At 51.7% G+C, this 22,547-nt stretch carries 17 protein-coding genes; 11 read left to right on the top strand and 6 right to left on the bottom strand.

The annotated features are described in order from the left end of the window. Positions 1–4 precede the first annotated feature (4 nt). Positions 5–1,663: a DNA repair protein RecN gene (gene recN / locus INP77_RS02600; RefSeq protein ID WP_194747130.1), complete on the top strand. Its 1,659-nt coding sequence runs from the start codon at positions 5–7 to the stop codon at positions 1,661–1,663. Here the strand turns inward: recN and INP77_RS02595 are convergent. Beyond that, positions 1,611–2,147: a DNA-deoxyinosine glycosylase gene (locus tag INP77_RS02595; protein ID WP_194747129.1), complete on the bottom strand. Its 537-nt coding sequence runs from the start codon at positions 2,145–2,147 to the stop codon at positions 1,611–1,613. The genes recN and INP77_RS02595 overlap by 53 nt on opposite strands. 92 nt (positions 2,148–2,239) lie before the next feature. Further along, positions 2,240–2,662 (bottom strand): ferric iron uptake transcriptional regulator, encoded by a 423-nt coding sequence (fur, locus tag INP77_RS02590; protein ID WP_194747128.1) that lies wholly within the window; start codon positions 2,660–2,662, stop codon positions 2,240–2,242. Positions 2,663–2,834: 172 nt separating this feature from the next. Here fur and bamE point away from each other — a divergent pair, with 172 nt between their 5' ends. From bamE to INP77_RS02560, 6 genes are all read left to right on the top strand, one after another. Then, complete coding sequence (gene bamE, locus INP77_RS02585) at positions 2,835–5,171, top strand: outer membrane protein assembly factor BamE (RefSeq protein WP_228518656.1); 2,337 nt, start codon at positions 2,835–2,837, stop codon at positions 5,169–5,171. 45 nt (positions 5,172–5,216) lie between these two features. Continuing rightward, positions 5,217–6,023, top strand: a complete 807-nt coding sequence (gene dapB, locus INP77_RS02580) for a 4-hydroxy-tetrahydrodipicolinate reductase (protein ID WP_194747126.1) — start codon at positions 5,217–5,219, stop codon at positions 6,021–6,023. Positions 6,024–6,251: 228 nt separating this feature from the next. Continuing rightward, entirely contained in the window at positions 6,252–7,391 is a 1,140-nt protein-coding gene (carA, locus tag INP77_RS02575; protein ID WP_194747125.1) for a glutamine-hydrolyzing carbamoyl-phosphate synthase small subunit, read from the top strand. After that, positions 7,391–10,606 (top strand): carbamoyl-phosphate synthase large subunit, encoded by a 3,216-nt coding sequence (carB, locus tag INP77_RS02570; RefSeq protein WP_194747124.1) that lies wholly within the window; start codon positions 7,391–7,393, stop codon positions 10,604–10,606. Before carA ends, carB begins: the two co-directional genes overlap by 1 nt. Positions 10,607–10,698: 92 nt before the next feature. Further along, entirely contained in the window at positions 10,699–11,181 is a 483-nt protein-coding gene (gene greA / locus INP77_RS02565; RefSeq protein WP_194747123.1) for a transcription elongation factor GreA, read from the top strand. Positions 11,182–11,239: 58 nt separating this feature from the next. After that, positions 11,240–11,695: a DUF4149 domain-containing protein gene (locus INP77_RS02560; RefSeq protein WP_194747122.1), complete on the top strand. Its 456-nt coding sequence runs from the start codon at positions 11,240–11,242 to the stop codon at positions 11,693–11,695. Positions 11,696–11,757: 62 nt separating this feature from the next. Here INP77_RS02560 and yhbY read toward each other — a convergent pair whose 3' ends face one another. After that, positions 11,758–12,066: a ribosome assembly RNA-binding protein YhbY gene (yhbY, locus tag INP77_RS02555; RefSeq protein WP_194747121.1), complete on the bottom strand. Its 309-nt coding sequence runs from the start codon at positions 12,064–12,066 to the stop codon at positions 11,758–11,760. 55 nt (positions 12,067–12,121) lie between these two features. On the opposite strand from yhbY, the gene rlmE reads away from it, so the two are divergent. From rlmE to glmM, 4 genes are all read left to right on the top strand, one after another. Continuing rightward, complete coding sequence (gene rlmE, locus INP77_RS02550; protein ID WP_194747120.1) at positions 12,122–12,742, top strand: 23S rRNA (uridine(2552)-2'-O)-methyltransferase RlmE; 621 nt, start codon at positions 12,122–12,124, stop codon at positions 12,740–12,742. Positions 12,743–12,889: 147 nt separating this feature from the next. Then, entirely contained in the window at positions 12,890–14,794 is a 1,905-nt protein-coding gene (gene ftsH, locus INP77_RS02545; protein WP_194747119.1) for an ATP-dependent zinc metalloprotease FtsH, read from the top strand. 114 nt (positions 14,795–14,908) lie between these two features. Beyond that, positions 14,909–15,733: a dihydropteroate synthase gene (folP, locus tag INP77_RS02540; RefSeq protein ID WP_194747118.1), complete on the top strand. Its 825-nt coding sequence runs from the start codon at positions 14,909–14,911 to the stop codon at positions 15,731–15,733. Positions 15,734–15,781: 48 nt separating this feature from the next. Next, positions 15,782–17,134: a phosphoglucosamine mutase gene (glmM, locus tag INP77_RS02535; protein ID WP_194747117.1), complete on the top strand. Its 1,353-nt coding sequence runs from the start codon at positions 15,782–15,784 to the stop codon at positions 17,132–17,134. Positions 17,135–17,345: 211 nt separating this feature from the next. On the opposite strand, the gene INP77_RS02530 is transcribed toward glmM, so the two are convergent. From INP77_RS02530 to INP77_RS02520, 3 genes are read right to left on the bottom strand one after another with little or no spacing between them, the layout of a single operon-like run. After that, complete coding sequence (locus INP77_RS02530) at positions 17,346–18,209, bottom strand: mechanosensitive ion channel family protein (RefSeq protein WP_194747116.1); 864 nt, start codon at positions 18,207–18,209, stop codon at positions 17,346–17,348. Between the two features lie 38 nt (positions 18,210–18,247). Further along, on the bottom strand, positions 18,248–20,197 hold the full coding sequence (locus tag INP77_RS02525) for an alpha-amylase family protein (protein ID WP_194747115.1): 1,950 nt from the start codon (positions 20,195–20,197) through the stop codon (positions 18,248–18,250). A 29-nt stretch (positions 20,198–20,226) separates the two neighbouring features. Beyond that, a complete protein-coding gene (locus INP77_RS02520) occupies positions 20,227–22,389 on the bottom strand; it encodes an HAD-IIB family hydrolase (protein ID WP_194747114.1) in 2,163 nt (720 codons plus the stop codon). Between the last annotated feature and the right edge of the window lie 158 nt (positions 22,390–22,547).

The raw sequence follows: 22,547 nt of genomic DNA, 5'->3' as shown, positions 1-22,547 counted from the left end.
ATCTATGTTACAAGCCCTATCTATTCGAGATTTTGTCATTGTTGATGCGCTGGAACTGGAGTTCTCGGCAGGCTACACGGCACTCACCGGCGAGACAGGTGCAGGCAAATCGATTTTGATTGATGCGCTGTCGCTGAGTCTGGGCGCCAGGAACGAAGGCGATGTGACGCGCAAGGACTGTGACAAAGCCGAGATTTCCACCACGTTTGATATTTCGGGTAACCAGGCGGCTGCAGACTGGCTGCGTGCACAAGAAATGGCCGTTGATGACAGCTTGATTCTGCGGCGCGTGATTTATGCCGATGGCCGCAGCCGTGCCTTTATTAACGGTGTTTCTGCAACCGTCGGGCAGTTGCGTGAAATCGGGGAGACGCTGATTGATATCTACAGCCAGAATGCACATCACTCCTTGTTGAAAATGGCCACCCAGCGAGAAATTCTGGATGCCTATGCGCAGGCAGTGCCTTTGGCTAAAGACGTGGCTAAAAGTTATAAAGCTTGGTTTCAGTTGCATCAGCAACAGTCGGCATTCGAGAAAAATGCCAGTGAGTATGCAGACGAGTTGGCGCTGTTGCGTGACAGTACGCGGGAGTTATCACAACTCGGCTTTGCGGCAGAAGAGTGGCTGGCCTTGCAGCAAGAGCACGTCAGGCTCAGTCATGGTGCCAGTCTGCTGACTGGCATGGAGGCGAGCTTGCAGATGATGAGTGAAGGCGAGGAGGTCAATGCGCTGGATTTGTTGTCGCAAGTGCAAAGCAAGCTCGCTGAATTGCAAGTCATCGATGCCGGATTGCAACCGATTGCAGAAACGGTCGATTCGGCGGTTATTCAGCTCGAAGAAGCGAGTCGGGCACTCAATCGGCATTTGCAAAAAAGTGAACTTGATCCTGAGCGTTTGGCTGAGGTGGAGTCACGTATTCAGACGATCCACACCGCGGCCCGCAAGTATCGGGTCAAGCCGGATGAGTTGCCAGCACTGTTGCAACAGCAGCAAAGCCGGATGGCTGAGCTGGAAACGTTTGCCGATGACGGAGCCTTGGCAAAACAGGTGCAGGCAGCGGGGCAGACTTATCAGCAACAAGCCGCCGCACTGTCTGCTATCAGACACCAGGCGGCGCAAGCCTTATCCGAGACCATCACCGGACAAATGCAGGCACTGTCACTCAAAGGGGGGCGTTTTGCGGTGAGTCTGACGCCGGGCGAACCGGCTGCCTATGGCCTTGAACAGGTGGAGTTTATGGTGGCCGGTCATGCCGGGGTCGAACCGCGGCCGCTCAATAAAGTCGCGTCAGGCGGCGAGTTGTCGCGTATCAGCCTGGCCTTGCAAGTGACCACCGCGTCATTAGGCACCGTACCCTGCATGATTTTTGATGAAGTGGATGTGGGCATTGGTGGCGGAGTGGCCGAAGTGGTGGGCCGTTTGTTGCGTGAACTGGGTCGACACAGGCAGGTGCTGGTCATCACCCACTTGGCGCAAGTGGCCTCGCAGGCGCAACAACATTTGCAAGTCAGCAAGTCTGAACAGCAAGGCGTGACCTTGAGCCGAATTCATGCACTCAATGCGCATGAACGGATTGAAGAAATCGCGCGTATGCTGGGCGGTTTGCAGATTACAGAGGCGACTCGCCAGCATGCGAAAGAAATGCTGGGTGTGACAGCCTGACTTGTAGCGTTTGCCATTGTGCAAGCTTTTGCGCAACACTCAGGCTGGCGTGTGCCGGGCTTGTTGAAGGCAGGGTGATCTGCGGGATTGTGGTCTCTAAAACAACATGCTTTTTAAAGAGCTTTGCCGCTGCTTGACCATTAAAGGCAATACATTCTATGGTTGGAATGTGTTTGAGTAAGCCTGGAATATCATTTGCAATCACAGACTCGGCGACAATCGCACTATCCAGGCTGCCAGGTCGGCTGGCCGAGTGACACACATCCCATACCGCCAATTTAATTGATTGCAACTGGTCGCAGCGTTGCGCATAAGCCGCTTGTTTTGGAATCCAGAATAATGTTTCCATGATGTGCCAGAACGCGTTTTGCGGGTGCGCATAATATTGATGTTGCCGCAGGGAGGTCACTCCAGGCAGAGAACCCAGAATCAGGATGCGGGCGCCGGCGCTGGCGATAGGTGGAAAACCAGCAGCACTATGCATGTGAATCTGTGGACTTAACATGCCTCTGATCGAGGCTGACAATCAAGCGTATCCAGGTCGGTGTTAAGACCTGAATAGTTGATGGTTGAATATCAGGATTCGTTACAAGACGTTTTTGTACATGTCCCATAAATAGTTAAAGAGTGGTCTTGCATGCTAAAGCCATATTTTTCGGCGGCAGCTTTCTGTCTCTTTTCGATCTCTTCATCATAAAACTCTTCTACCCGGCCACATTTGATGCAGACAATATGATCATGGTGAGTGCCTTCATTCATTTCAAACACGGCTTTGCCACTCTCAAAGTGATGGCGTACCAGCAAGCCCGCCTGCTCAAATTGCGTTAACACGCGGTAGACCGTTGCCAAGCCCACGTCTTCGCCGTTGGTGATCATGATCTTGTAGATATCCTCCGCGGACAGGTGGCGCTGCTCGCTGTTTTCAAATAGCTCCAGAATTTTTAAACGGGGCAGTGTTGCTTTGAGGCCTGCATTTTTGAGGTCTTTAGGATCATGCATAATTTTTGTCCGAGGGTTAAGTAGTATGGCGTACTTGATTCGCGAAACTACGTGGTATATTAATGTATGTAATGAATATACCGATTATAAAGTGAATCCAATGCGTAATTCTATCTTATTTGTGTTGGTTGTCGCATCTCTGGAGAGTGGGTGCGGCGCCAAGCTTCCATCAATGAAACCATTCAAGATGGACATCCAGCAGGGAAATGTGGTGACTTCAAAAATGTTAATGCAACTGCGGCCGGGTATGAACCGTTCGCAAGTCCGCTACATTATGGGGACACCGCTCATCGTAGATAGTTTCAGTGATAATCGCTGGGACTATTTTTACGAGTTACGCCAGCAAGGCCAAATTGTTGAAAAACGCCGGGTCATTCTGGATTTTGATAAGGACAGCCTGGTGGCTGTGCGTGGCGATGTGATTCCTTCGGCAGAGAACCCGGACATCAAAACCATTGTAGAAGCTCCGGTCAAAAAAGCTGAAGCGCCGAAAGAGGAGTCCTGGGCGGACAAGCTGAAATTCTGGGAGGGTGATGCTCAAGCGAAGGAAGCTAAGCCAGCCAAAGCGGACTCAGCCAATAAAGTGGTCACTGCCGAGCCTCCTACGCAGGTCCAAGCAGCCACCACTCCGCAGCAGATGGCCGATGAGGAAATCGTGCCGCATATCCCTGAGGGGGAATATAAGGCAGCCCCTGCTCCGCAAGAAATGGTGAAAGCGAATCCGGCAGAGGCGAGTACTCCGGCCCTGACGGCCAGCACACAGGCCATGAATGAAAAAACCATGGCTGCCCAAATTGCAGACACCGTTGAGCCGCCACCTGTCTTTGAACAGGATGCTGCGCCGCCTGCTGTGGTAGCACCTGCGGCTGAATTGAATACTGCAGCAAGCGCGGCTTCCACCACGAGTGCTGCCTCAGCTGCAAATGCATCTGGCGTAAGTCCATCGGCCGCGGTCGCCGCGACGGCCGCTACCGTTGCTGTTGCTGAGGCCGCCCCTAAGTCAAAAAACAGCAAAAAATCAATCGCACCTAAAGCGCAGACCAAGCCCTTGCCTGTTGCGCCGGTGGCTAAGCCAGCTTCACCACCGGCTACAGTCAACATGACTGAAGATGACGAGGTGATCCCTTATATTCCTGAGGGGGAATATGTCGCGCCTGTCATCCCTACCGAACAGGAAATGATCAAGGGCAATATGGCTGAAGCCAATCAGCCTGCGACGGATGCACAAGCGCATCAAGTGACTGAAAAAGGCGTTGCCCCAAAAGCAGAAGCAGTCAGCGAGCCAGCACCTACATTTATTGCGGAGCAGTTGCCAGAACCTGAACCCGAACCGGAGCTGCCGCCTCCACCTCCACCTTCGGTTTCAAAACCAGCTGTCAAAGAAGCGGTTGCGCAAGTGCCTACAGCTAAAGAGTCTGTGACGCCAAGCAGCCCTGCCGCCGCGCTTGCAGTGGCGCCTGTTGTTGCTGAACCCGCTGCATCTCCTCAGTCTGAAAGTCTGGCGGCTGCACCTGTCACGCCTGTATTACCACCAGAAGCTGTGCTTGCCAAGCCAGCCGAGCCTACTGTAGCGACCGTGGCAGAAAATGCTGCTGAGCCTTCTGCCGCTGTCGGTGATGCCGAGATTAATCAGGCTGTGGCCAATTGGGCGCAGGCCTGGCGTAGTAAGAATATTAAAACCTATCTGGCCGCCTACGCGCCTGACTTTGTGCCAGAAAACCTGCCCAGCAAAGCGGCATGGGAGGCACAACGCAAGCAGCGTCTTTCTCCCAGCCAGGGCCCAATCACACTGGTCTTGAATAATATTGTGGTGCAGCGCGATGGTGTCTCTGCGGTGGTGCAATTTGAACAAAAATATTCGGCCAAGGCTTACAAGGATGTGCTGAATAAGACGCTTGAAATGCGTTATGAGCCTAGCCAAAGACGCTGGTTAATTGCGCGTGAGCGTACGGCAACGATTCCAGCCGTGGCTGCAGTAGCAGCAACGCCCAAGGTGATGTTGGCCGAGACGCCGATGGTTGCCCCTGCCATGGATCAGGCTGAAGTGGCAACACAACCTCCAGCCGCTACCCCTGAAGTCAGTGTAGAGGCGGCCGTGGATGCCTGGGCGCAGGCTTGGCGAAACAAAAATGTGAATGCTTATTTTGCTGCTTACTCGCCTGAGTTTGTGCCAGAAGGCTTGCCTAGCCGCGGAGCCTGGGAGGCGCAACGTAAAAAACGCCTGTCTCCACAGCAAGGTAAAATCACGCTCGAAATCACTGATGTGAGTGTGGCGCGGGAAGGGGATAGTGCAGTGGTCACCTTCAATCAGAAGTATGCTTCTAAAGCCTATCGCGACGAAATGGTCAAACGTCTGCAGCTCAAGCTGGATAACGCTAGCAAGCGCTGGTTGATCGTGCGTGAAAGTGCTGGCAATGGTGCAGAACTGCCAGCCACCAAGCAACAGGTGACGGCGCCAGAAGGCAGCGCAGAGCATCTGGATGGCGTGTTGGAGCAAATCGGTTTTTAATCCGTTTTTCTAAAATAGTATATAAAACAATAAGTTGAGCGAGTTATGTTGAAAGTAGTGATTGCAGGCGTGTCTGGCCGTATGGGGCATGCCCTGCTTGAAGGCGTTTTTTCTGATCCTGGCTTGCAACTGCATGCGGCCTTGGATCGTGCTGAAAGTGCCATGATTGGTCGAGATGCTGGTGAGCAGTTTGGCAAGTTGAGTGGCGTCAAAATTACTTCTGATGTTGAATCTGCATTGAAGGGGGCTGATGTGCTGGTGGACTTCACCCGTCCTGAAGCCAGTATGCAATATTTGCAAGCGTGTCAGCAGGCGCAGGTGAAGCTGGTGATTGGCACCACAGGGTTTAGCGAGGCTGAGAAAGTCAGTATTGAGGCAGCTGCCAAAAATATCGGGATTGTGTTTGCGCCCAATATGAGCGTGGGTGTCACCTTGCTGATTAACTTGGTTGAACAAGCCGCGCGCGTATTAAACCAAGGCTACGATATCGAAGTCGTCGAAATGCACCATCGCCATAAAGTCGATGCGCCGTCTGGCACGGCACTGCGCTTGGGCGAAGCCGCAGCCAAAGGCATAGACAAGGCACTGAAGGATTGTGCCGTGTATGCGCGTGAAGGTGTCACTGGTGAGCGTGAAGCGGGCACCATAGGCTTCGCAACCCTGCGCGGTGGCGATGTGGTGGGCGATCATACGGTGGTCCTGGCTGGTGTGGGTGAGCGTGTAGAGTTAACGCACAAGGCCTCCAGCCGGGCGACCTTTGCTCAGGGCGCGTTGCGCGCTGCCAAGTTTCTGGCAACCCAACAGGCCGGTTTGTTTGATATGCGAGATGTGCTTGGCTTTGACAAGAATTGATGGTTAAGCCGCTGATTTCACGCGGGCAATCATCATGCTTTAACATCCTCTGACAATACCTCGCCCTTGAGTGAGGCTTTAATCTAGGCTATAATGCCGCAATTCTGAACGGGAAGAGTCCAAAAAACTTTTCCCGTTTTGCACATCTACTCACCGCTGCATAGGGCCCTCGCAGGCATGTTGCGACCTTCAAAAGATGTGTTTCGATTCAAACTTAAGGAGCTAAAGGTGTCAAAAACAATTCCAGCGATTTTAGTGTTAGCAGATGGAACTGTTTTTAAGGGCATGAGCATTGGCGCTTCCGGTCATACAGTCGGTGAGGTGGTGTTCAATACTTCCATCACCGGTTATCAGGAAATTCTTACCGATCCTTCCTATACCGAACAAATTGTCACATTGACTTATCCGCATATTGGTAACTATGGTACCAATAGCGAAGATGTGGAATCTGGCAAAGTCTATGCTGCGGGTCTGATTATTCGTGACCTGCCCTTATTGGAAAGCAATTTCCGCAGTGAACAAAATCTTTCCGATTATCTCAAGACCAACAATGTAGTGGCGATTGCTGATATCGATACGCGCAAGTTGACCCGTATTTTGCGTGAGAAGGGTGCGCAAGCCGGCTGTATTATGGCGGGTGAGCATGTGGATGAGGCACAGGCATTGGCCCATGCACAGGGCTTCCCTGGGCTTGCCGGGATGGATCTGGCTAAAGTGGTGAGCTGTACACAAGCCTATGAGTTTACCGAGCAGGAATGGCAATTAGGCGCGGGCTTTAGCAAATCGGCTGAGCAACAGTTTCATGTAGTGGCATTTGACTATGGTGTGAAACGCAACATTCTGCGCATGCTGGTTTCACGTGGCTGTAAAGTCACCGTTTTGCCGGCCCAGGCAACTGCCGAACAAGCCTTGGCCTATCAGCCAGATGGCATTTTCCTGTCTAACGGCCCTGGTGATCCTGAGCCATGTGATTACGCAATTAAAGCGATCAAAACCTTGGTGGATTCAGGCATTCCCACCTTTGGGATCTGTCTGGGCCACCAGTTGCTGGCATTGGCCAGTGGTGCAAAAACCCTGAAAATGAAATTTGGTCATCACGGTGCCAACCATCCGGTACAGGATGTGGAAAGCAAGCGTGTGTATATCACCAGCCAGAACCATGGTTTTGCGGCTGACCCGGCGACGCTGCCTGCCAATGTCAAAGTGACGCATGTGTCATTGTTTGATGGCAGCCTGCAAGGGATCGCGCGTACAGACAAGCCCGCCTTTAGCTTCCAGGGACACCCGGAAGCCAGCCCAGGCCCGCAAGAAATGAGCGTGTTGTTTGACCGCTTTATCCAGTTAATGCAAGAAAGAAAGTCCATCTAATGGCAAAAAGAACCGACATTAAAAGTATTCTGATTATCGGTGCAGGTCCGATTGTCATTGGTCAAGCCTGTGAGTTTGATTACTCTGGCGCCCAAGCCTGTAAAGCCTTGCGGGAAGAGGGTTACCGGGTCATTTTGGTCAACTCCAATCCAGCCACCATCATGACTGACCCGGAAATGGCAGATGCGACTTACATCGAGCCCATTACCTGGCAAATCGTCGAAAAAATTATTGAAAAAGAGCGTCCTGATGCCTTGCTGCCAACCATGGGTGGGCAAACGGCATTGAACTGTGCCCTCGATCTGGACAAGCACGGCGTCTTGCAGAAATACAATGTGGAACTGATCGGCGCGACTAAAGAGGCGATTGATAAAGCCGAAGACCGTCAGAAGTTTAAAGAAGCCATGACCAAAATTGGCCTGGGTTCTGCACGTTCAGCGATTGCACACAGCCTCGAAGAAGCCTTGCAAGTGCAGGCCACTATTGGTTATCCGGCGATTATTCGCCCTTCGTTCACCATGGGCGGCAGTGGTGGTGGCATCGCCTACAATCGCGAAGAATTTATCGCCATTTGCGAGCGCGGCCTGGATGCCTCCCCAACCAACGAGTTGCTGATCGAAGAGTCGCTGCTGGGCTGGAAAGAATACGAGATGGAAGTGGTACGCGACAAAGCGGACAACTGCATCATTATCTGTTCGATTGAAAACCTGGATCCTATGGGCGTGCATACCGGTGACAGTATTACTGTTGCGCCAGCACAAACCCTGACCGATAAAGAATACCAGATCATGCGGAATGCCTCACTGGCCGTATTGCGTGAGATCGGGGTCGATACCGGTGGTTCCAACGTGCAGTTTGCCATCAACCCGAACGATGGCCGCATGATTGTGATTGAGATGAACCCGCGGGTGTCACGCTCATCTGCGTTGGCCTCCAAAGCAACAGGCTTTCCGATTGCCAAAGTCGCGGCCAAACTGGCGGTGGGTTTTACGCTGGATGAGTTGCGTAATGAAATCACCGGTGGTCAGACCCCGGCTTCATTTGAGCCATCGATTGACTACGTGGTCACTAAAGTGCCACGTTTTGCGTTTGAGAAATTTCCGCAGGCGGATAGCCGCTTGACGACCCAGATGAAATCTGTGGGTGAAGTCATGGCCATGGGTCGTAGCTTCCAGGAGTCTTTCCAGAAAGCGTTACGCGGTCTGGAAGTCGGTGTGGATGGTCTGGATTCGGTCACCGATGACAAAGACCGTATCGTCAAGGAAATGGGTGAGCCCGGTCCTGAGCGTATCTGGTACGTGGCGGACGCCTTCCGTTTGGGCATGAGTGTGGATGAAGTGTTTGATATCACCAAAATCGACCGCTGGTTCCTGGTGCAGATTGAAGAAATCATCAAACTCGAATTGTCATTGTCAGGCAAGTCGCTGGGGGATTTGACCAAAGAGACCCTGTTCCGCCTCAAACGTAAAGGCTTCTCTGACCGTCGACTGGCCAAGCTGTTGAGCACAGACCAGCATGCAGTGCGTGCTTTCCGTCAGGCGCTTAATGTGCGTCCGGTCTATAAGCGCGTAGATACCTGTGCGGCTGAATTTGCCACCAACACGGCTTATATGTATTCGACCTATGAGGAAGAGTGCGAGTCCAATCCGTCGGACAAGAAAAAAATCATGGTGTTGGGCGGTGGTCCTAACCGCATTGGTCAGGGCATCGAGTTTGACTATTGCTGTGTGCACGCGGCGTTTGCCATGCGTGAAGATGGTTACGAAACCATTATGGTCAACTGTAACCCCGAAACCGTCTCTACCGATTACGACACCTCTGACCGTCTCTACTTTGAGCCGGTGACACTGGAAGACGTACTCGAAATCGTCAACATCGAAAAACCAGTGGGCGTGATTGTGCAGTATGGCGGCCAAACCCCGCTCAAGCTGGCGCGTGACCTCGAAAAAGCTGGCGTGCCTATCATTGGGACCACGCCAGATGCGATTGACCGTGCAGAAGACCGTGAACGCTTCCAGCAAATGCTGCATAGCCTGAACCTGAAGCAGCCGCCAAACCGCACAGCGCGTGCGCCAGAAGAGGCGATTCGCCTGGCGACTGAAATCGGCTACCCGTTAGTGGTGCGACCTTCTTATGTGCTGGGTGGCCGCGCGATGGAAATCGTGCATGAGCAAAGCCAGTTGGAGCGCTACATGCGTGAAGCGGTTAAGGTATCTAATGAGTCCCCAGTTCTGCTGGACCGCTTCCTGAACGATGCGATTGAAGTAGACGTGGATGCTTTGAGCGACGGTGAAGATGTGTTGATCGGCGGCATCATGCAGCACGTGGAACAAGCCGGTGTGCACTCTGGTGACTCTGCCTGCTCACTGCCGCCTTACAGCCTGAGCGACGACCTGCAAGATGAGTTGCGCAGACAAACCGTGCAAATGGCCAAAGCGCTGGGCGTGAAAGGCCTGATGAACGTACAGTTTGCCGTGCAGAACAGTGGGCAGGGCGATGTGGTATATGTGCTCGAAGTTAACCCGCGCGCATCCCGTACCGTGCCGTTTGTGTCCAAAGCCTGTGGCTTGCAGCTAGCCAAAATTGCGGCACGTTGCATGGCAGGTCAGACGCTGAAATCTCAAGGCGTGACCAAAGAAGTGATTCCGCCTTATTACTCGGTGAAAGAAGCTGTGTTCCCCTTCATCAAGTTTCCGGGCGTGGATACCATCCTGGGCCCAGAAATGAAATCGACCGGTGAAGTGATGGGCGTAGGGAACACCTTTGCCGAGGCTTTTGTGAAGTCACAATTGGGGGCCTCTGTGAAGATGCCTACTGGTGGTAGAGCTTTTATCAGCGTACGTAACGAAGATCACAAAAAAGTGATCGACATTGCACAGGACTTGGTTAAACTCGGTTTCACGCTAGTGGCGACCAAAGGCACAGCGCGTGCACTGGCCGAGCAAGGTCTGGAGGTGACACCGGTGAACAAGGTCGCTGAAGGTCGTCCGCATATTGTCGACATGATCAAGAACGATGAGATCAGTTTGATTGTCAATGTCACAGAAGACAAAAAGGCGATTACTGACTCGTATGAGATTCGCCGCAGCGCGCTTCAGAACAAGGTGACTTATTACACAACCCTGGCGGGTGCGCGTGCCGCTTGTATCGGCATGGCACAAAGCAAGGATATGGATGTCTACTCGGTGCAAGACTTGCACAAACGCCTTGGTTAACATACACTAGGCTTAGTTGATATTTAAATAAGCCACGCTCATTCGGGTGTGGTTTATTTTTTTTATACTCATTTTTTGAAGGTATTTTCATCATGGCAGTCAATCAGATTCCTGTCACCGTGAAAGGTGCAGAATTGCTCAAAGAAGAATTACAACGTTTGCGCGCGGTGGATAGACCCAATATTATCCAGGCGATCGCTGAAGCGCGGGCACAAGGCGACTTGTCTGAGAACGCAGAGTATGAGTCAGCCAAAGAGCGCCAGAGCTTTATCGAAGGCCGGATTGCCGAGCTTGAGGCGAAATTGTCCAATCTGCAAATCATTGATCCAACCATGCTCAATGCTGAGGGCCGTGTGGTGTTTGGCGCAACCGTCAGGTTTGAAGACCTGGATTCTGGCGATGCCAAAACCTACCAGATCGTGGGTGAGGATGAAGCAGATATCAAAAATGGCAAAATCTCGGTCAGTTCGCCAATTGCACGTGGCCTGATTGGCAAGTCTGAGGGTGAAGTCGTTGAAATCCAATCACCGGGCGGCGTGAAAGAGTACGAAATCATTGAGGTACTCTACGTTTAGTCCTTGCGATTGAATCATCTGGGATGCGTGAATAGCAGAAAATAGGAGCGTAGCAGCGATGGCCAAACAATCAGGACTCACCGGATGGTTAAACCCGGTCTTACTTACGTTGTGGGTGGGGGCTTTGTGGATGACTGCCATCACCGCCAGTGTGCTGTTCAAAACCATTCCTGACCATATGCTGGCCGGAAACGTCGCAGGAAAGTTGTTTACCATTGTCAGCTACATTGGGCTTGTCAGCGGCTTGTGGTTGTTGATCCAGCGGCTGGCGAGTGACGGTTTTTCCGCATTCAAGCAAGGCCTGTTCTGGGTGATCCTCATCATGTGGATACTGGTCCTGATTGGCGAGTTTGGCATCCAGCCATTATTGGCTCAGCTCAAAGCCAGTGCTCTGCCAAACGATGTGATGCAAAGTGTGTTCGCCAGCCGCTTTAAAACCTGGCATGGTGTGGCGAGTATTGCTTACATGATTGAGTGTTTGTTAGGTGTCTGGTTGGTGGTCAAGTCGAACTGAGGCCAATAAAAAACGCGCAAAGGAATGCGCGTTTTTTGTATCAGGCGTGTTTGTGAGCGTGATTACAGCTTGGGGATCACGATCTTCGCTGAGGCTTTCACGGTTTCGCTGGCGCGATAAAACACCAGTTGTTTGCCGATATGGTGCACAGCGATGGCGCCCGCTTTATCGGCGATCTCTTCGAATAATGATTTACGCAAATCGCGGTCATCGCCCGCCACTTGCACTTTGATAAGCTCGTGGGCATTGAGGCTAACCTCGATTTCCTTGAGTACCGCGTCTGTCAGGCCATTGTTGCCTATCATGACTACCGGATTTAAATTGTGTGCCAGACCACGTAAATAAGCGATTTGTTTGCTGTTTAATTGCATGCAAAATATTCCTTGAAAACAGACCGCATTTTAGCATGAAGCAGGAATTCCCCCTATGAAACCCTCCAAAACCAGTAAAGCCTGGATGCAAGAGCATCTCAATGACGAATTCGTCAAGCGTGCGCAAAAAGACGGCTACCGTGCCCGCGCTGCTTATAAGCTGCTCGAAATTGACGATAAAGATAAATTGATCAAGCCTGGCATGACCGTAGTGGATCTGGGGTCTACACCTGGCAGCTGGTCACAGGTCGCGGTCCAGCGCATCAAAGGCCAGGGCCGCGTGATTGCACTGGATATTCTGGAGATGCATCCGATTCCCGGTGTGGAATTTATTTGCGGTGATTTTCGCGAAGAAACGGTGCTGCAGCAATTGGAGGCCTCGCTGAATGGCAAGCTGGTCGATCTGGTGATTGCCGACATGGCGCCTAACATGAGCGGACTCAAAGATGTTGATCAGGCAGGGGCGACTTACTTGACGGAACTCGCCCTGGATTTTTGTCAGCATTGGTTGAAACCGGGCGGCAACTTTCTGGTCAAAGTCTTTATCGGCAGTGGCTTTGAGGAAATTGTGAAACAAATGCGTGGCCAGTTTGCCAAAGTCGTCACACGAAAACCTAAAGCCTCGCGTGATCGTAGCAGTGAAGTGTATCTGCTGGGCTTGCAGCGAAAAGCTTGAATTGCAATGCTTTTTTGCGTTTAGTTTGATCGCACAAGCAAAAAAATGGGTATACAATGCCACTGAAGGCTTGAAATTATGGGCTTTGCCTCCATTATTTTCTTAGGGATTCTCCCTGCCTTTCGTTTTTAAAGTTAAGGAACCACTTTGAATAATCTACTGAAGAATATCGCGATTTGGGTAGCAATTGCCTTGTTGCTGATGACGGTATTTAATCAATTTAGCGGCACGGGCAGAAGCAGTGGCCAGGTGGTTTACTCTCAGTTCATGCAAGAGGTCAAGGATGGCCGCGTAGCCAAGGTGCAGATTGATGGCCGCTCATTGCATGTCACTACCAACGAGGGCAAAAACTATGAGACATTCTCGCCTTCCGATCCATGGTTGGTATCAGACCTGCTTAAAAATAACGTTATCGTAGAAGCCAAACCAGAAGAGCATGAATCCATGCTTATGAGCATTTTTGTCTCCTGGTTTCCCATGATTCTCTTGATCGGTGTCTGGATTTTCTTCATGCGCCAGATGCAAGGTGGCGGCAAGGGCGGTGGCCCATTCTCGTTCGGCAAGAGCAAGGCACGTCAACTGGATGAATCCAACAACAGCACCACATTTGCTGATGTGGCCGGTTGCGATGAAGCCAAAGAAGAAGTGGCTGAGTTGGTTGAGTTCTTGAAGGACCCAAGCAAGTTTCAGAAACTGGGTGGCCGCATCCCGCGTGGCGTATTGATGGTAGGCCCGCCTGGGACCGGTAAGACATTGCTGGCCCGTGCGATTGCCGGTGAAGCCAAAGTCCCATTCTTCAGTATCTCTGGCTCTGACTTTGTGGAAATGTTTGTTGGCGTGGGTGCTGCGCGTGTGCGTGACATGTTTGAAACCGCCAAAAAGAACTCCCCTTGTATCGTATTTATTGATGAGATTGATGCGGTCGGTCGTCACCGCGGTGCCGGTACGGGTGGCGGTAACGATGAGCGCGAGCAAACGTTGAACCAGATGTTGGTTGAGATGGATGGTTTTGAGGCCAATTCCGGTGTGATCGTGATTGCAGCAACCAACCGTGCCGATGTTCTGGATAAAGCATTATTGCGTCCTGGCCGTTTTGACCGTCAGGTTATGGTCGGCTTGCCAGACATCAAAGGTCGTGAGCAAATCCTCAATGTTCATATGCGTAAAGTGCCCATTGATCCAGATGTTAGAGCGGATATTCTTGCCCGTGGTACACCAGGCTTTAGTGGTGCTGATCTGGCTAACCTGGTCAACGAAGCGGCGTTGTTCGCTGCACGTCGTAATAAACGCACGGTAGATATGCAAGATTTTGAGGATGCCAAAGACAAAATCTTCATGGGGCCAGAGCGCAAGTCTATGGTGATGCGTGAAGAGGAGCGTTTGAATACGGCCTATCATGAGTCCGGGCATGCGGTGGTTGCCAAGTTGCTACCGAAAGCGGATCCTGTGCACAAGGTCACCATTATGCCGCGTGGCTGGGCGCTGGGCTTGACATGGCAGTTGCCTGAGCATGACCGTATCAGCAATTACAAGGACAAAATGCTGGAAGATATTTCGATTCTGTTTGGTGGCCGGATTGCTGAAGAAATTTTCATGCATCAGATGTCTACCGGCGCTTCGAATGACTTTGAGCGTGCGACAAAAATGGCGCGTGACATGGTGACCAAGTTCGGGATGTCCGATTCGCTGGGGACCATGGTCTATGCAGGTAGCGAGCAGGATTCCTGGATGGGCAGTATGTCTTCACGGACCGTCTCAGAAGCCACGCAGCAAAAAGTCGATGCTGAAATTCGCCGTATCCTGGATGAGCAATATGCGATTGCGCGCAAATTGCTTGAAGATAACCGCGACAAAGTGGAGGCGATGACTAAAGCCTTGATGGAGTTCGAAACCATTGATGCTGATCAGGTCAATGACATTATGGCTGGTTTGCCAGTGCGTCCACCCAAGCAGAAAAATGGACCTACCATCAGTTCTGGCGGCAGTGGTTCGGGCACCATGGTAAACCCGGCACCGCAACCAACGGCAAAAGGCGATGATACTGAGACCTAAAGCCTAACTAAGATTGAGGTTCAGGTTGGCCACAGGTTTGTGACAACCTGGCTTTCAGTTAAAATAACAAGGCTGGCTTTTGCCAGCCTTTGTTTTTTTGGAAATCAATGACCTATGCTCTTTCATTGTGGACGTTTTCGTCTCAATTTTGACCAGCCCCAAGTCATGGGTATCGTCAATGTTACGCCGGACTCCTTTTCCGATGGCGGTCAATTCCAGCAGGTGGATGCCGCGGTGCATCATGCCTTGACATTGATCGAACAAGGCGCCGCGGTGCTCGATATCGGTGGTGAGTCTACGCGGCCTAATGCGACGCCAGTCTCCCTGACCGAAGAATTACAACGCGTGGTGCCGGTAATAGAGGCCCTGGTCGCACGCGATATTCCCGTTCCGATCTCCATTGATACTTATAAGCCTGCCGTGATGCAGGCCGCGATTGCGGCTGGCGCAAGCATCGTCAATGATGTAAGAGGCTTGCAGGAACCTGGCGCGCTTGAGGTGGTTGCAAAGAGCGATGCTGGTGTTTGCATCATGCATATGCAAGGCATGCCGCAAACCATGCAGCTGGATCCTCGCTATGAGGATGTGGTGGTGGAGGTGAAACTGTTTTTGCAGACCCAGCGTGATATGTGTCTGGCGGCAGGCATTGCCCAAGACCGGATTATGCTGGATCCAGGCTTTGGCTTTGGTAAAACCCGCGCGCACAATATTGCCCTGGCCAAGGCTTTACCTGAGTTTAGCGAGCTGGGCTGCCCATTGCTGGTTGGCCTGTCGCGTAAATCGGTATTGGGACAAATGACGGGCAACGATGTCGACGCCAGATTGCACGCCAGTGTAGCTGCTGCCGTAATTAGTGCCATGCAAGGGGCACATCTGTTACGCGTGCACGATGTCAAGGCAACGGTTGAAGCACTCAAGGTGGTTGCTGCACTTAAATAGCCAGCTCAGCATGACCATACACAAGCATAACGATTAAAGGATACACACATGGGTAAGCAATATTTCGGTACAGATGGCATTCGCGGACGCGTTGGAGAGTCGGTGATTACGCCAGAGTTTGTCATGCGCTTGGGCTATGCAGCCGGACGTGTACTGGCCAGCCATGAACACTTGCCTGCGGGTAAACGCCCTACGGTACTGATAGGCAAAGATACGCGGATTTCTGGCTATATGCTGGAAGCGTCCCTGGAGGCCGGATTGTCTGCTGCTGGGGTGGATGTGCTGCTGACTGGCCCCATGCCGACGCCTGCCGTGGCCTATCTAACGCGTGCCTTGCGCGCGCAGGCCGGTATTGTGATTTCTGCTTCACACAACCCTTACTATGATAACGGGATCAAGTTTTTCTCTGCGCAGGGCACCAAGTTACCGGACGAGATCGAGTATGCGATTGAGGCTGCGCTGGCCCAGCCCATGCAGGTCATGGATTCAGCGCAACTGGGCAAAGCGAAGCGTGTCGATGACGCAGCGGGCCGCTATGTCGAATTCTGTAAAAGCACGTTTCCCAATCACCTTGATCTGCGTGGCCTCAAAATTGTGCTCGATTGTGCGCATGGCGCCACCTACCATGTCGCGCCGCCGGTGTTCCATGAGTTGGGGGCAGACGTCATCGCTATAGGCAATCATCCTGATGGCCTCAATATTAACGAGCAGGTGGGTTCCACTCACCCGCAAGCCCTGCAAAAAGCCGTGGTGGAACATCAGGCAGATTTAGGCATTGCCTTTGATGGCGATGGCGACCGTGTCATGATGGTCGATGGTGCAGGTAAGCTGCTGGATGGTGACCAGTTGCTTTACATTATTGCCATGGGCCTGTATGCAAAAGGCAAACTCAAGGGCGGCGTGGCTGGTACCCTCATGACAAATTTGGCCCTGGAACACGCCTTGCAAAAGCATCAGATTCCGTTTGGCCGTGCCAATGTCGGCGACCGCTATGTGTTGGAGCTGTTGCAGGAAAAAAACTGGAAACTGGGCGGGGAGAATTCTGGCCATATCCTCACGCTGGATAAACACTCGAGTGGTGATGCGATTATTGCGGCCCTGCAGGTGTTGCAGTCCTTGCGTGAAAGCGGCAAGTCCTTGCAACAGCTGGGTGCTGACCTGACGCTATATCCGCAGGTGTTGATTAATGTAACCACCAAACAAAAGCTGGACTTGAACCAGGCGGCCGTGCAAACTGCTGTGCAACAAGCTGAGGCTGCGCTAAATGGAGAAGGCAGGGTCTTGTTACGCGCTTCTGGCACTGAGCCCAAAATCCGCGTGATGGTCGAAGGGTTGAACCAGAGTTTGGTGCAAGCCCAGGCCGAGCATTTAGCACAAGTGATCCGTCAACTGACTAATTGAGCAAACAACATATAGACGAATTTTCTATTTTCACAAATGCCTCAGTTTGCTGGATGGGTCTGTAATATCTGAATTTATCAGCTACCTTCAGCCTTTCGGCTTGCATATTTTGTGGTCGAGTGTATCTGGCATTCTCTTGAGGTTGTTTTACCTGCGTTGTCAAAATATCACTTTGGCAGCCACAAGAAAGCGGAAGATTTCTCACTTTTTATCATGCGGCCTGTTTGCCTTGATAAACCGTAAGATGTGGAAAGGGAATCTCAATACCTTCTGCATCAAAGGCATTCTTGATCCGTTTCAGGTACTCACGTTTGATGGTCCACTGCTGTAAAGGAAGTACCTTTAAACGACAGCGAATGACAACAGCAGAGTCTGCAAGATTGTCGACTCCAGCCATCTCCAGATTATCCAAAATAATAGGTTTAAATTCGTCGTCCATACATAAGTCTGCTCCAACTTGAAGCATGACTTGTATGACGCGTGCCACATTCTCTTTGTAAGCTACACCAATATCCATTACCGCATAAGCAAAATCCCGCGAGCGATTGGTTACCGTGGTGATCTGGCCATTGGGCACATAATGCACATTGCCTTCGTAATCGCGCATCTTCACATAACGCAGCGTAATTTCTTCCACCAAGCCAGCTTTGTCGGCAATTTCCACGACATCATCTTTGCGAATCTGGTTTTCGAGTAGCAGAAAAAAGCCATTAAAATAATCCTTGACCAAGCTCTGTGCGCCAAAGCCCACTGCCAAACCAACAACCCCGGCTGCCGCCAGTACCGGCGCAATAGAAATCCCAAGCTCATGCAGGATTTCAACCACGGTAATCGCCAGAATCACGGTGGTGACGATATACCGCAGCACCATGCTGAGCGTGTTGAGGCGTTTAATCTCTTCCAGATTATCTACTTGCCTGGAGTTGAGCTTATCCCTGAGTTTCACAATCAGGCTTTTGCTCAGCCGGTTGAGAAAATAAGCCACGCCAATAATGAAAAAAATACGCAGCAGGGTTTTTACTAGCGCCAGTATTTCCGCAGGTTGCTCTATTCCTAAGTATGTAAACCAAGACATGGTGTCAAACACTCCTTTCGATCAATAAAATAAATGCACTAACTGGATAGCCAGTAAGCGGTGAGGGTAGGGATTTCTAGAGTCTCCTGCTCGGTGGAGATCGTTGAACCACTGCACAAATCCGTCATCATCCTGGCTTTAAACAGGCCGCGTTGCTTAAACGGCTGCAGGTTGACCTGTTGCGCTTGTGTGGCAAAGTTGGCAATTACCACCACGTTGGCATGCATGCCAGAGGGCACATAGCGGTGGAAGGCGAACAGGTGCGGATTGTCTTGTGTAATCAATGCGCGGTTGTTTAAATCGGCAAAGGCTGAAGTCTCCTTGCGGATCGCAATCAGTTGCTTGATCTGGCTGAAAATCCGTTGTTCGACGGTGCCTGGCTGGTGACGACGCGCCATCACCTCCCAGTCCAGTGTCGGTCTGTGTACCCAGCGGTTGTCGTGCATTTTGTTTTCATCTTGCAGATAACTGTCGTTATTGAGCGTACCAACCGCATCGCCATAGTAAATCAGCGGGATCCCGCCAAACGACAAAATCAGGTTATGCAACAAGACGATGGTTTTGATCGCATTTTCAATCGCCAGCGGATCCTGTGTTTGCAGGGCCATTTCCAGCCCGGCCAGTGACGCCAGCGCACCAGATATGCGGGCATCGCCGGTTTTTTTGTTGACGCCAAAGGCAAAGCCGCGTGCATTCGATTCAGGGTAATGTCCGGTGTAATAATCGACCAAAAAGCGGCGATGTGACACCGGTTCAAATCCGGCTTCGATAATGGCTTTATCACTAAAGCCCAGACCAATATCATCATGGCAGCGCACATAATTGAGCCAGGTTGCGCGGTCCAGTTTTTCCGGCAAGTCCTCCACGCCCTTGGTCAGTAATACGGTACGTTTGGTGGCGACTGCATCCCAAAGCAGTGCCATAAATGTGGCGTTATAGGCAATTTCACATTCCTTGGCGTTGATGGCATCTTCACCAAAGTATTTGATAATTTCGGTCGGCGAAACTATCGCCTCGGCAATAAAGATCACGCCGGGGGCTGCAATCTGGCAACAATCCTTGAGCAATTGCAAAATCAGGTGGGCTTCGCGCTCGTTCTGGCAACTGCTACCGATTTTTTTCCACAAAAACGCTACGGCATCCAGCCGTAGAATATCTACGCCCTTGTTTGCCCAAAACAGGATGATGTCCACCATCTCAATGAACACAGCAGGGTTGGTGTAGTTGAGGTCCCACTGGTAATGATTAAAGACCGTCATCACCCATTTGCCGGTGTCTGCGTTAAAGGTAAAACTGCCTGGGGCCTGTTCAGGAAACACTTCCGGCATGGCGCTTTCAAATAAGTCAGGCATCGTGCGGTCAGGATACATGAAGTAATAATCCTGATAGGTCTGGTTGCCTTGTTTGGCTTGTTGCGCCCAGGCATGCTCATCTGAGGTATGGTTGACCACCACATCCAGCGTTAGCAGGATTCCGCACTGCTGCATGGCGGCAATCAACTGTTCCAAATCCTCCATCGTGCCATGGCGCGCATCCACTTTCCTGAAGTCGCGTACTGCATAGCCGCCATCATTCTCATGTGGGGGGCAGTCACAAATCGGCATGATATGGACGAGGTTGATGCCGAGATCTTGCATATAGGGCAGCTTGTCACGCATATTTGCCAGGCTGCCCGCAAAGCCCTGGCTGTAGAGCGCCATACCCACCCACTTTTGCTGCATAAACCAGTCATGGTTTTTTTCGCGCTCCAGGTCTTTTGCACGCAAATGTGGCGCGCGCTGTGCATATTGTGTCGCCAGCACTTCCACCAGCCGCCCCAGTTGTGGCTTAAAGTCTTCGCGCTGACCATACAGATGCTGAAACAGCGAATAAATGGCGTAAAAGTTAGCGCCCAGCCGGGTATAAAAATAGTGCCAGTCTTTGCCAGCCGGTTGTTTGAACGAAGACAGAATCTCGTTCAACACCGCGTGGGAAATTTGTTCGTACATGTATCAAGGTCCTTGTTGATCTGATTATTTCAGGCTGTTGCGCTGCCGAATTTATAATGGCGCATGCCCTCCAGAATGCCGTGCGCATGCGTGGCCTCGGCAAAAAAGATCCTTGGCATGCCTTTTAAATGTGCCAGTTCTTCGCTATGGTTACCCACTACGACGGCCATGGTGTCGCCCATCAGCATCTCAATATCATTGCCAGAGTCGCCTGCCACCAAGAAGTTGGCCAGTGGCAAATCCCATTTGTAAGACAAATAGCGAATGGCATGGCCTTTGGAAGCGCGAACCGGCAAGATATCCAGAAACTCACCATGTGAATAAATGATTTGCGCGTGCAGCCCCTGCTTGCGCAGATGCTGGCGGATTTTTTTCACAGGCGGCATCTTGCTGGCATCCACCACATAAGAAATTTTGAATTCACGCTGGTTTTCAGCAGATTGCAGACGTAGCCCAGGCAACTCCGCTAACGCTTTTAGCAAGTCATCACGTCGCCATAAATGGCGGATATGGTTAGCCCAGCCGATATCTGGCGTGCGGTTGAGCCCATAGTGAATTTCCGAGCCGACGGAGGTAATGAGCACATCCGGGATAGGAATATTGTTTTTACGCAATATCTCAATCGCACTCTCCAGCGGGCGCCCGGTGGCGATGCCAAAAATGTTATAGCCGACATTGGCCACCAGCCATTCCACCAGGTCAAGCTGCCCCTGTTGGTTGCCAAGCAAGGTGTTGTCTATGTCTGTGATAAATGCATATTTTGCCAGCGGGATCGGTGACTTGCCTTGATGCAGCGCGACTTGCTGCTTGCGCAGATTTTTGCGTTGTTTTCTTAGCAGTTGGTGTACCTCTCTGACATATTTGTTCACATGACCCGCCCAGGTGTAATGGCGTTTGACGTTCAAGACGCCGCTCTTGGCCCATTTGCGCCAGCGTGCTTTATCCGTGAGGGCTGAGAGCAGTGCGTCTGCAATCGCATCGCTATTGAGTGTGTCTACAAGCAGGCCATGATGACAATTGGCCAGAATATCGCGCGGGCCGCCATCATCTGGCGCAATCACCGGCAGGCCGCAAGCCGCGGCTTCGAGCAAGGTCAGCCCAAAAGGCTCGGTAAAGGCGGCGTTGATAAATACGCCACGGCTTTTGGCCGCCATGCGGTACAGCTCTGGGATATCTTCTTGCGCATGACTTTTGGGAATTGCTACTTTGCCCCATAAGTCATAGGCATCAATATCCAGCAGCAATTCATTCAACACCTGTGCCTGCGATTTTTCCAGGTCTCGAATGCGCTCTCGGCTACCGGCGACCAGCACCAGGTTAGCCTTCTTTTGCAGCGCCGGGTGGCTGCCATAGGCGGCTAGCAAACCCTTGATGTTTTTGCGCACCTCGGGCCGGCAAATACACAAAATCATCGGCTTTTTCGGGTCATGCAAAAAGCGATGGATACTTTGCTCCAGCGTTGCTGGTATTGCCCGGCGGCCTGGCGGCGAAAAGCGCGATGTGTCTGTGCCGGGCGGGATCACGCGGAAGCGCTGATGATCGGCTTGCGCATACATGCCATATTGAAGCTCAACCTCCTGGCGTGTGCTGGTCACGATCATCGAAGCATGCTGAATCAGCGCATCCTCCTCGGCAATGCGGCGCTCAAAATTAAACTGCTTTTCAATCTTGTCTGCCTTGCGTCCACTGGAAAGCAGCCGCGCCTGCTTGGGTTTGCCCAGTGAATGGCCGGTATGAATGAGCGGAATGCCCAGCAGCATAGACAACTGGCGGCCCACATAGCCGGCGTCGGCATAATGCGAGTGAATCACATCTGGCAAGCGTCCTTGTTGACGTAAATAGTGTAGGCAACGGTCCACCATTTGGTCCAAGTGCGGCCATAACAACTCTTTGCGGATATAGCGCTTGGGCCCGCATGGAAAGCGGATAATACGCGCCTTATCGCTGAGTTTCTCTTCAGGCTGCGCATAATCGCTCGCCACCTGCGGGTCGTCGATCAACCGCGTCATCAGGTCGACCTTGCCGACTTGCGGATGCTCCGCCAACGCATTTGCCAAATCCAGTACATAAGTGCATTGCCCGCCGGTATCGGCATCCACGCCCAGCTCAAGTTGGTGGCCACGAATCAAACCATGTACGCTGATTAGCAGCACGTACAAGGATTCTGAGGGTTCTTTTTTATTCACACGCATGTGTACCTCCACTGGCTCACCACAAAGCAAGGCAATTGCACCTCAGGCCTGGCAACTGCAATTGATCATGATGAAAAATGCTGCAGGACTTCACGTCCATTAGATTGAAAGATGCTGCTCGCATCCATGTTTTCCGCAAGGGAAATAAGCGGGATATC

This window comes from Methylophilus sp. 13, assembly GCF_015354335.1.
Taxonomy (GTDB): Bacteria; Pseudomonadota; Gammaproteobacteria; order Burkholderiales; family Methylophilaceae; genus Methylophilus; species Methylophilus glucosoxydans.
This window is presented reverse-complemented; position numbering and strand designations above follow the sequence as displayed.

Coding starts and splice junctions, on each gene's coding strand:
- greA (WP_194747123.1), top strand. CDS start 10,699: ATGGCAGTCAATCAGATTCCTGTCACCGTGAAAGGTGCAGAATTGCTC.
- INP77_RS02560 (WP_194747122.1), top strand. CDS start 11,240: ATGGCCAAACAATCAGGACTCACCGGATGGTTAAACCCGGTCTTACTT.
- yhbY (WP_194747121.1), bottom strand. CDS start 12,066: ATGCAATTAAACAGCAAACAAATCGCTTATTTACGTGGTCTGGCACAC.
- glmM (WP_194747117.1), top strand. CDS start 15,782: ATGGGTAAGCAATATTTCGGTACAGATGGCATTCGCGGACGCGTTGGA.
- recN (WP_194747130.1), top strand. CDS start 5: ATGTTACAAGCCCTATCTATTCGAGATTTTGTCATTGTTGATGCGCTG.
- INP77_RS02530 (WP_194747116.1), bottom strand. CDS start 18,209: ATGTCTTGGTTTACATACTTAGGAATAGAGCAACCTGCGGAAATACTG.
- INP77_RS02520 (WP_194747114.1), bottom strand. CDS start 22,389: ATGCGTGTGAATAAAAAAGAACCCTCAGAATCCTTGTACGTGCTGCTA.
- folP (WP_194747118.1), top strand. CDS start 14,909: ATGCTCTTTCATTGTGGACGTTTTCGTCTCAATTTTGACCAGCCCCAA.
- INP77_RS02525 (WP_194747115.1), bottom strand. CDS start 20,197: ATGTACGAACAAATTTCCCACGCGGTGTTGAACGAGATTCTGTCTTCG.
- rlmE (WP_194747120.1), top strand. CDS start 12,122: ATGAAACCCTCCAAAACCAGTAAAGCCTGGATGCAAGAGCATCTCAAT.
- carB (WP_194747124.1), top strand. CDS start 7,391: ATGGCAAAAAGAACCGACATTAAAAGTATTCTGATTATCGGTGCAGGT.
- INP77_RS02595 (WP_194747129.1), bottom strand. CDS start 2,147: ATGCATAGTGCTGCTGGTTTTCCACCTATCGCCAGCGCCGGCGCCCGC.
- dapB (WP_194747126.1), top strand. CDS start 5,217: ATGTTGAAAGTAGTGATTGCAGGCGTGTCTGGCCGTATGGGGCATGCC.
- bamE (WP_228518656.1), top strand. CDS start 2,835: ATGAAACCATTCAAGATGGACATCCAGCAGGGAAATGTGGTGACTTCA.
- fur (WP_194747128.1), bottom strand. CDS start 2,662: ATGCATGATCCTAAAGACCTCAAAAATGCAGGCCTCAAAGCAACACTG.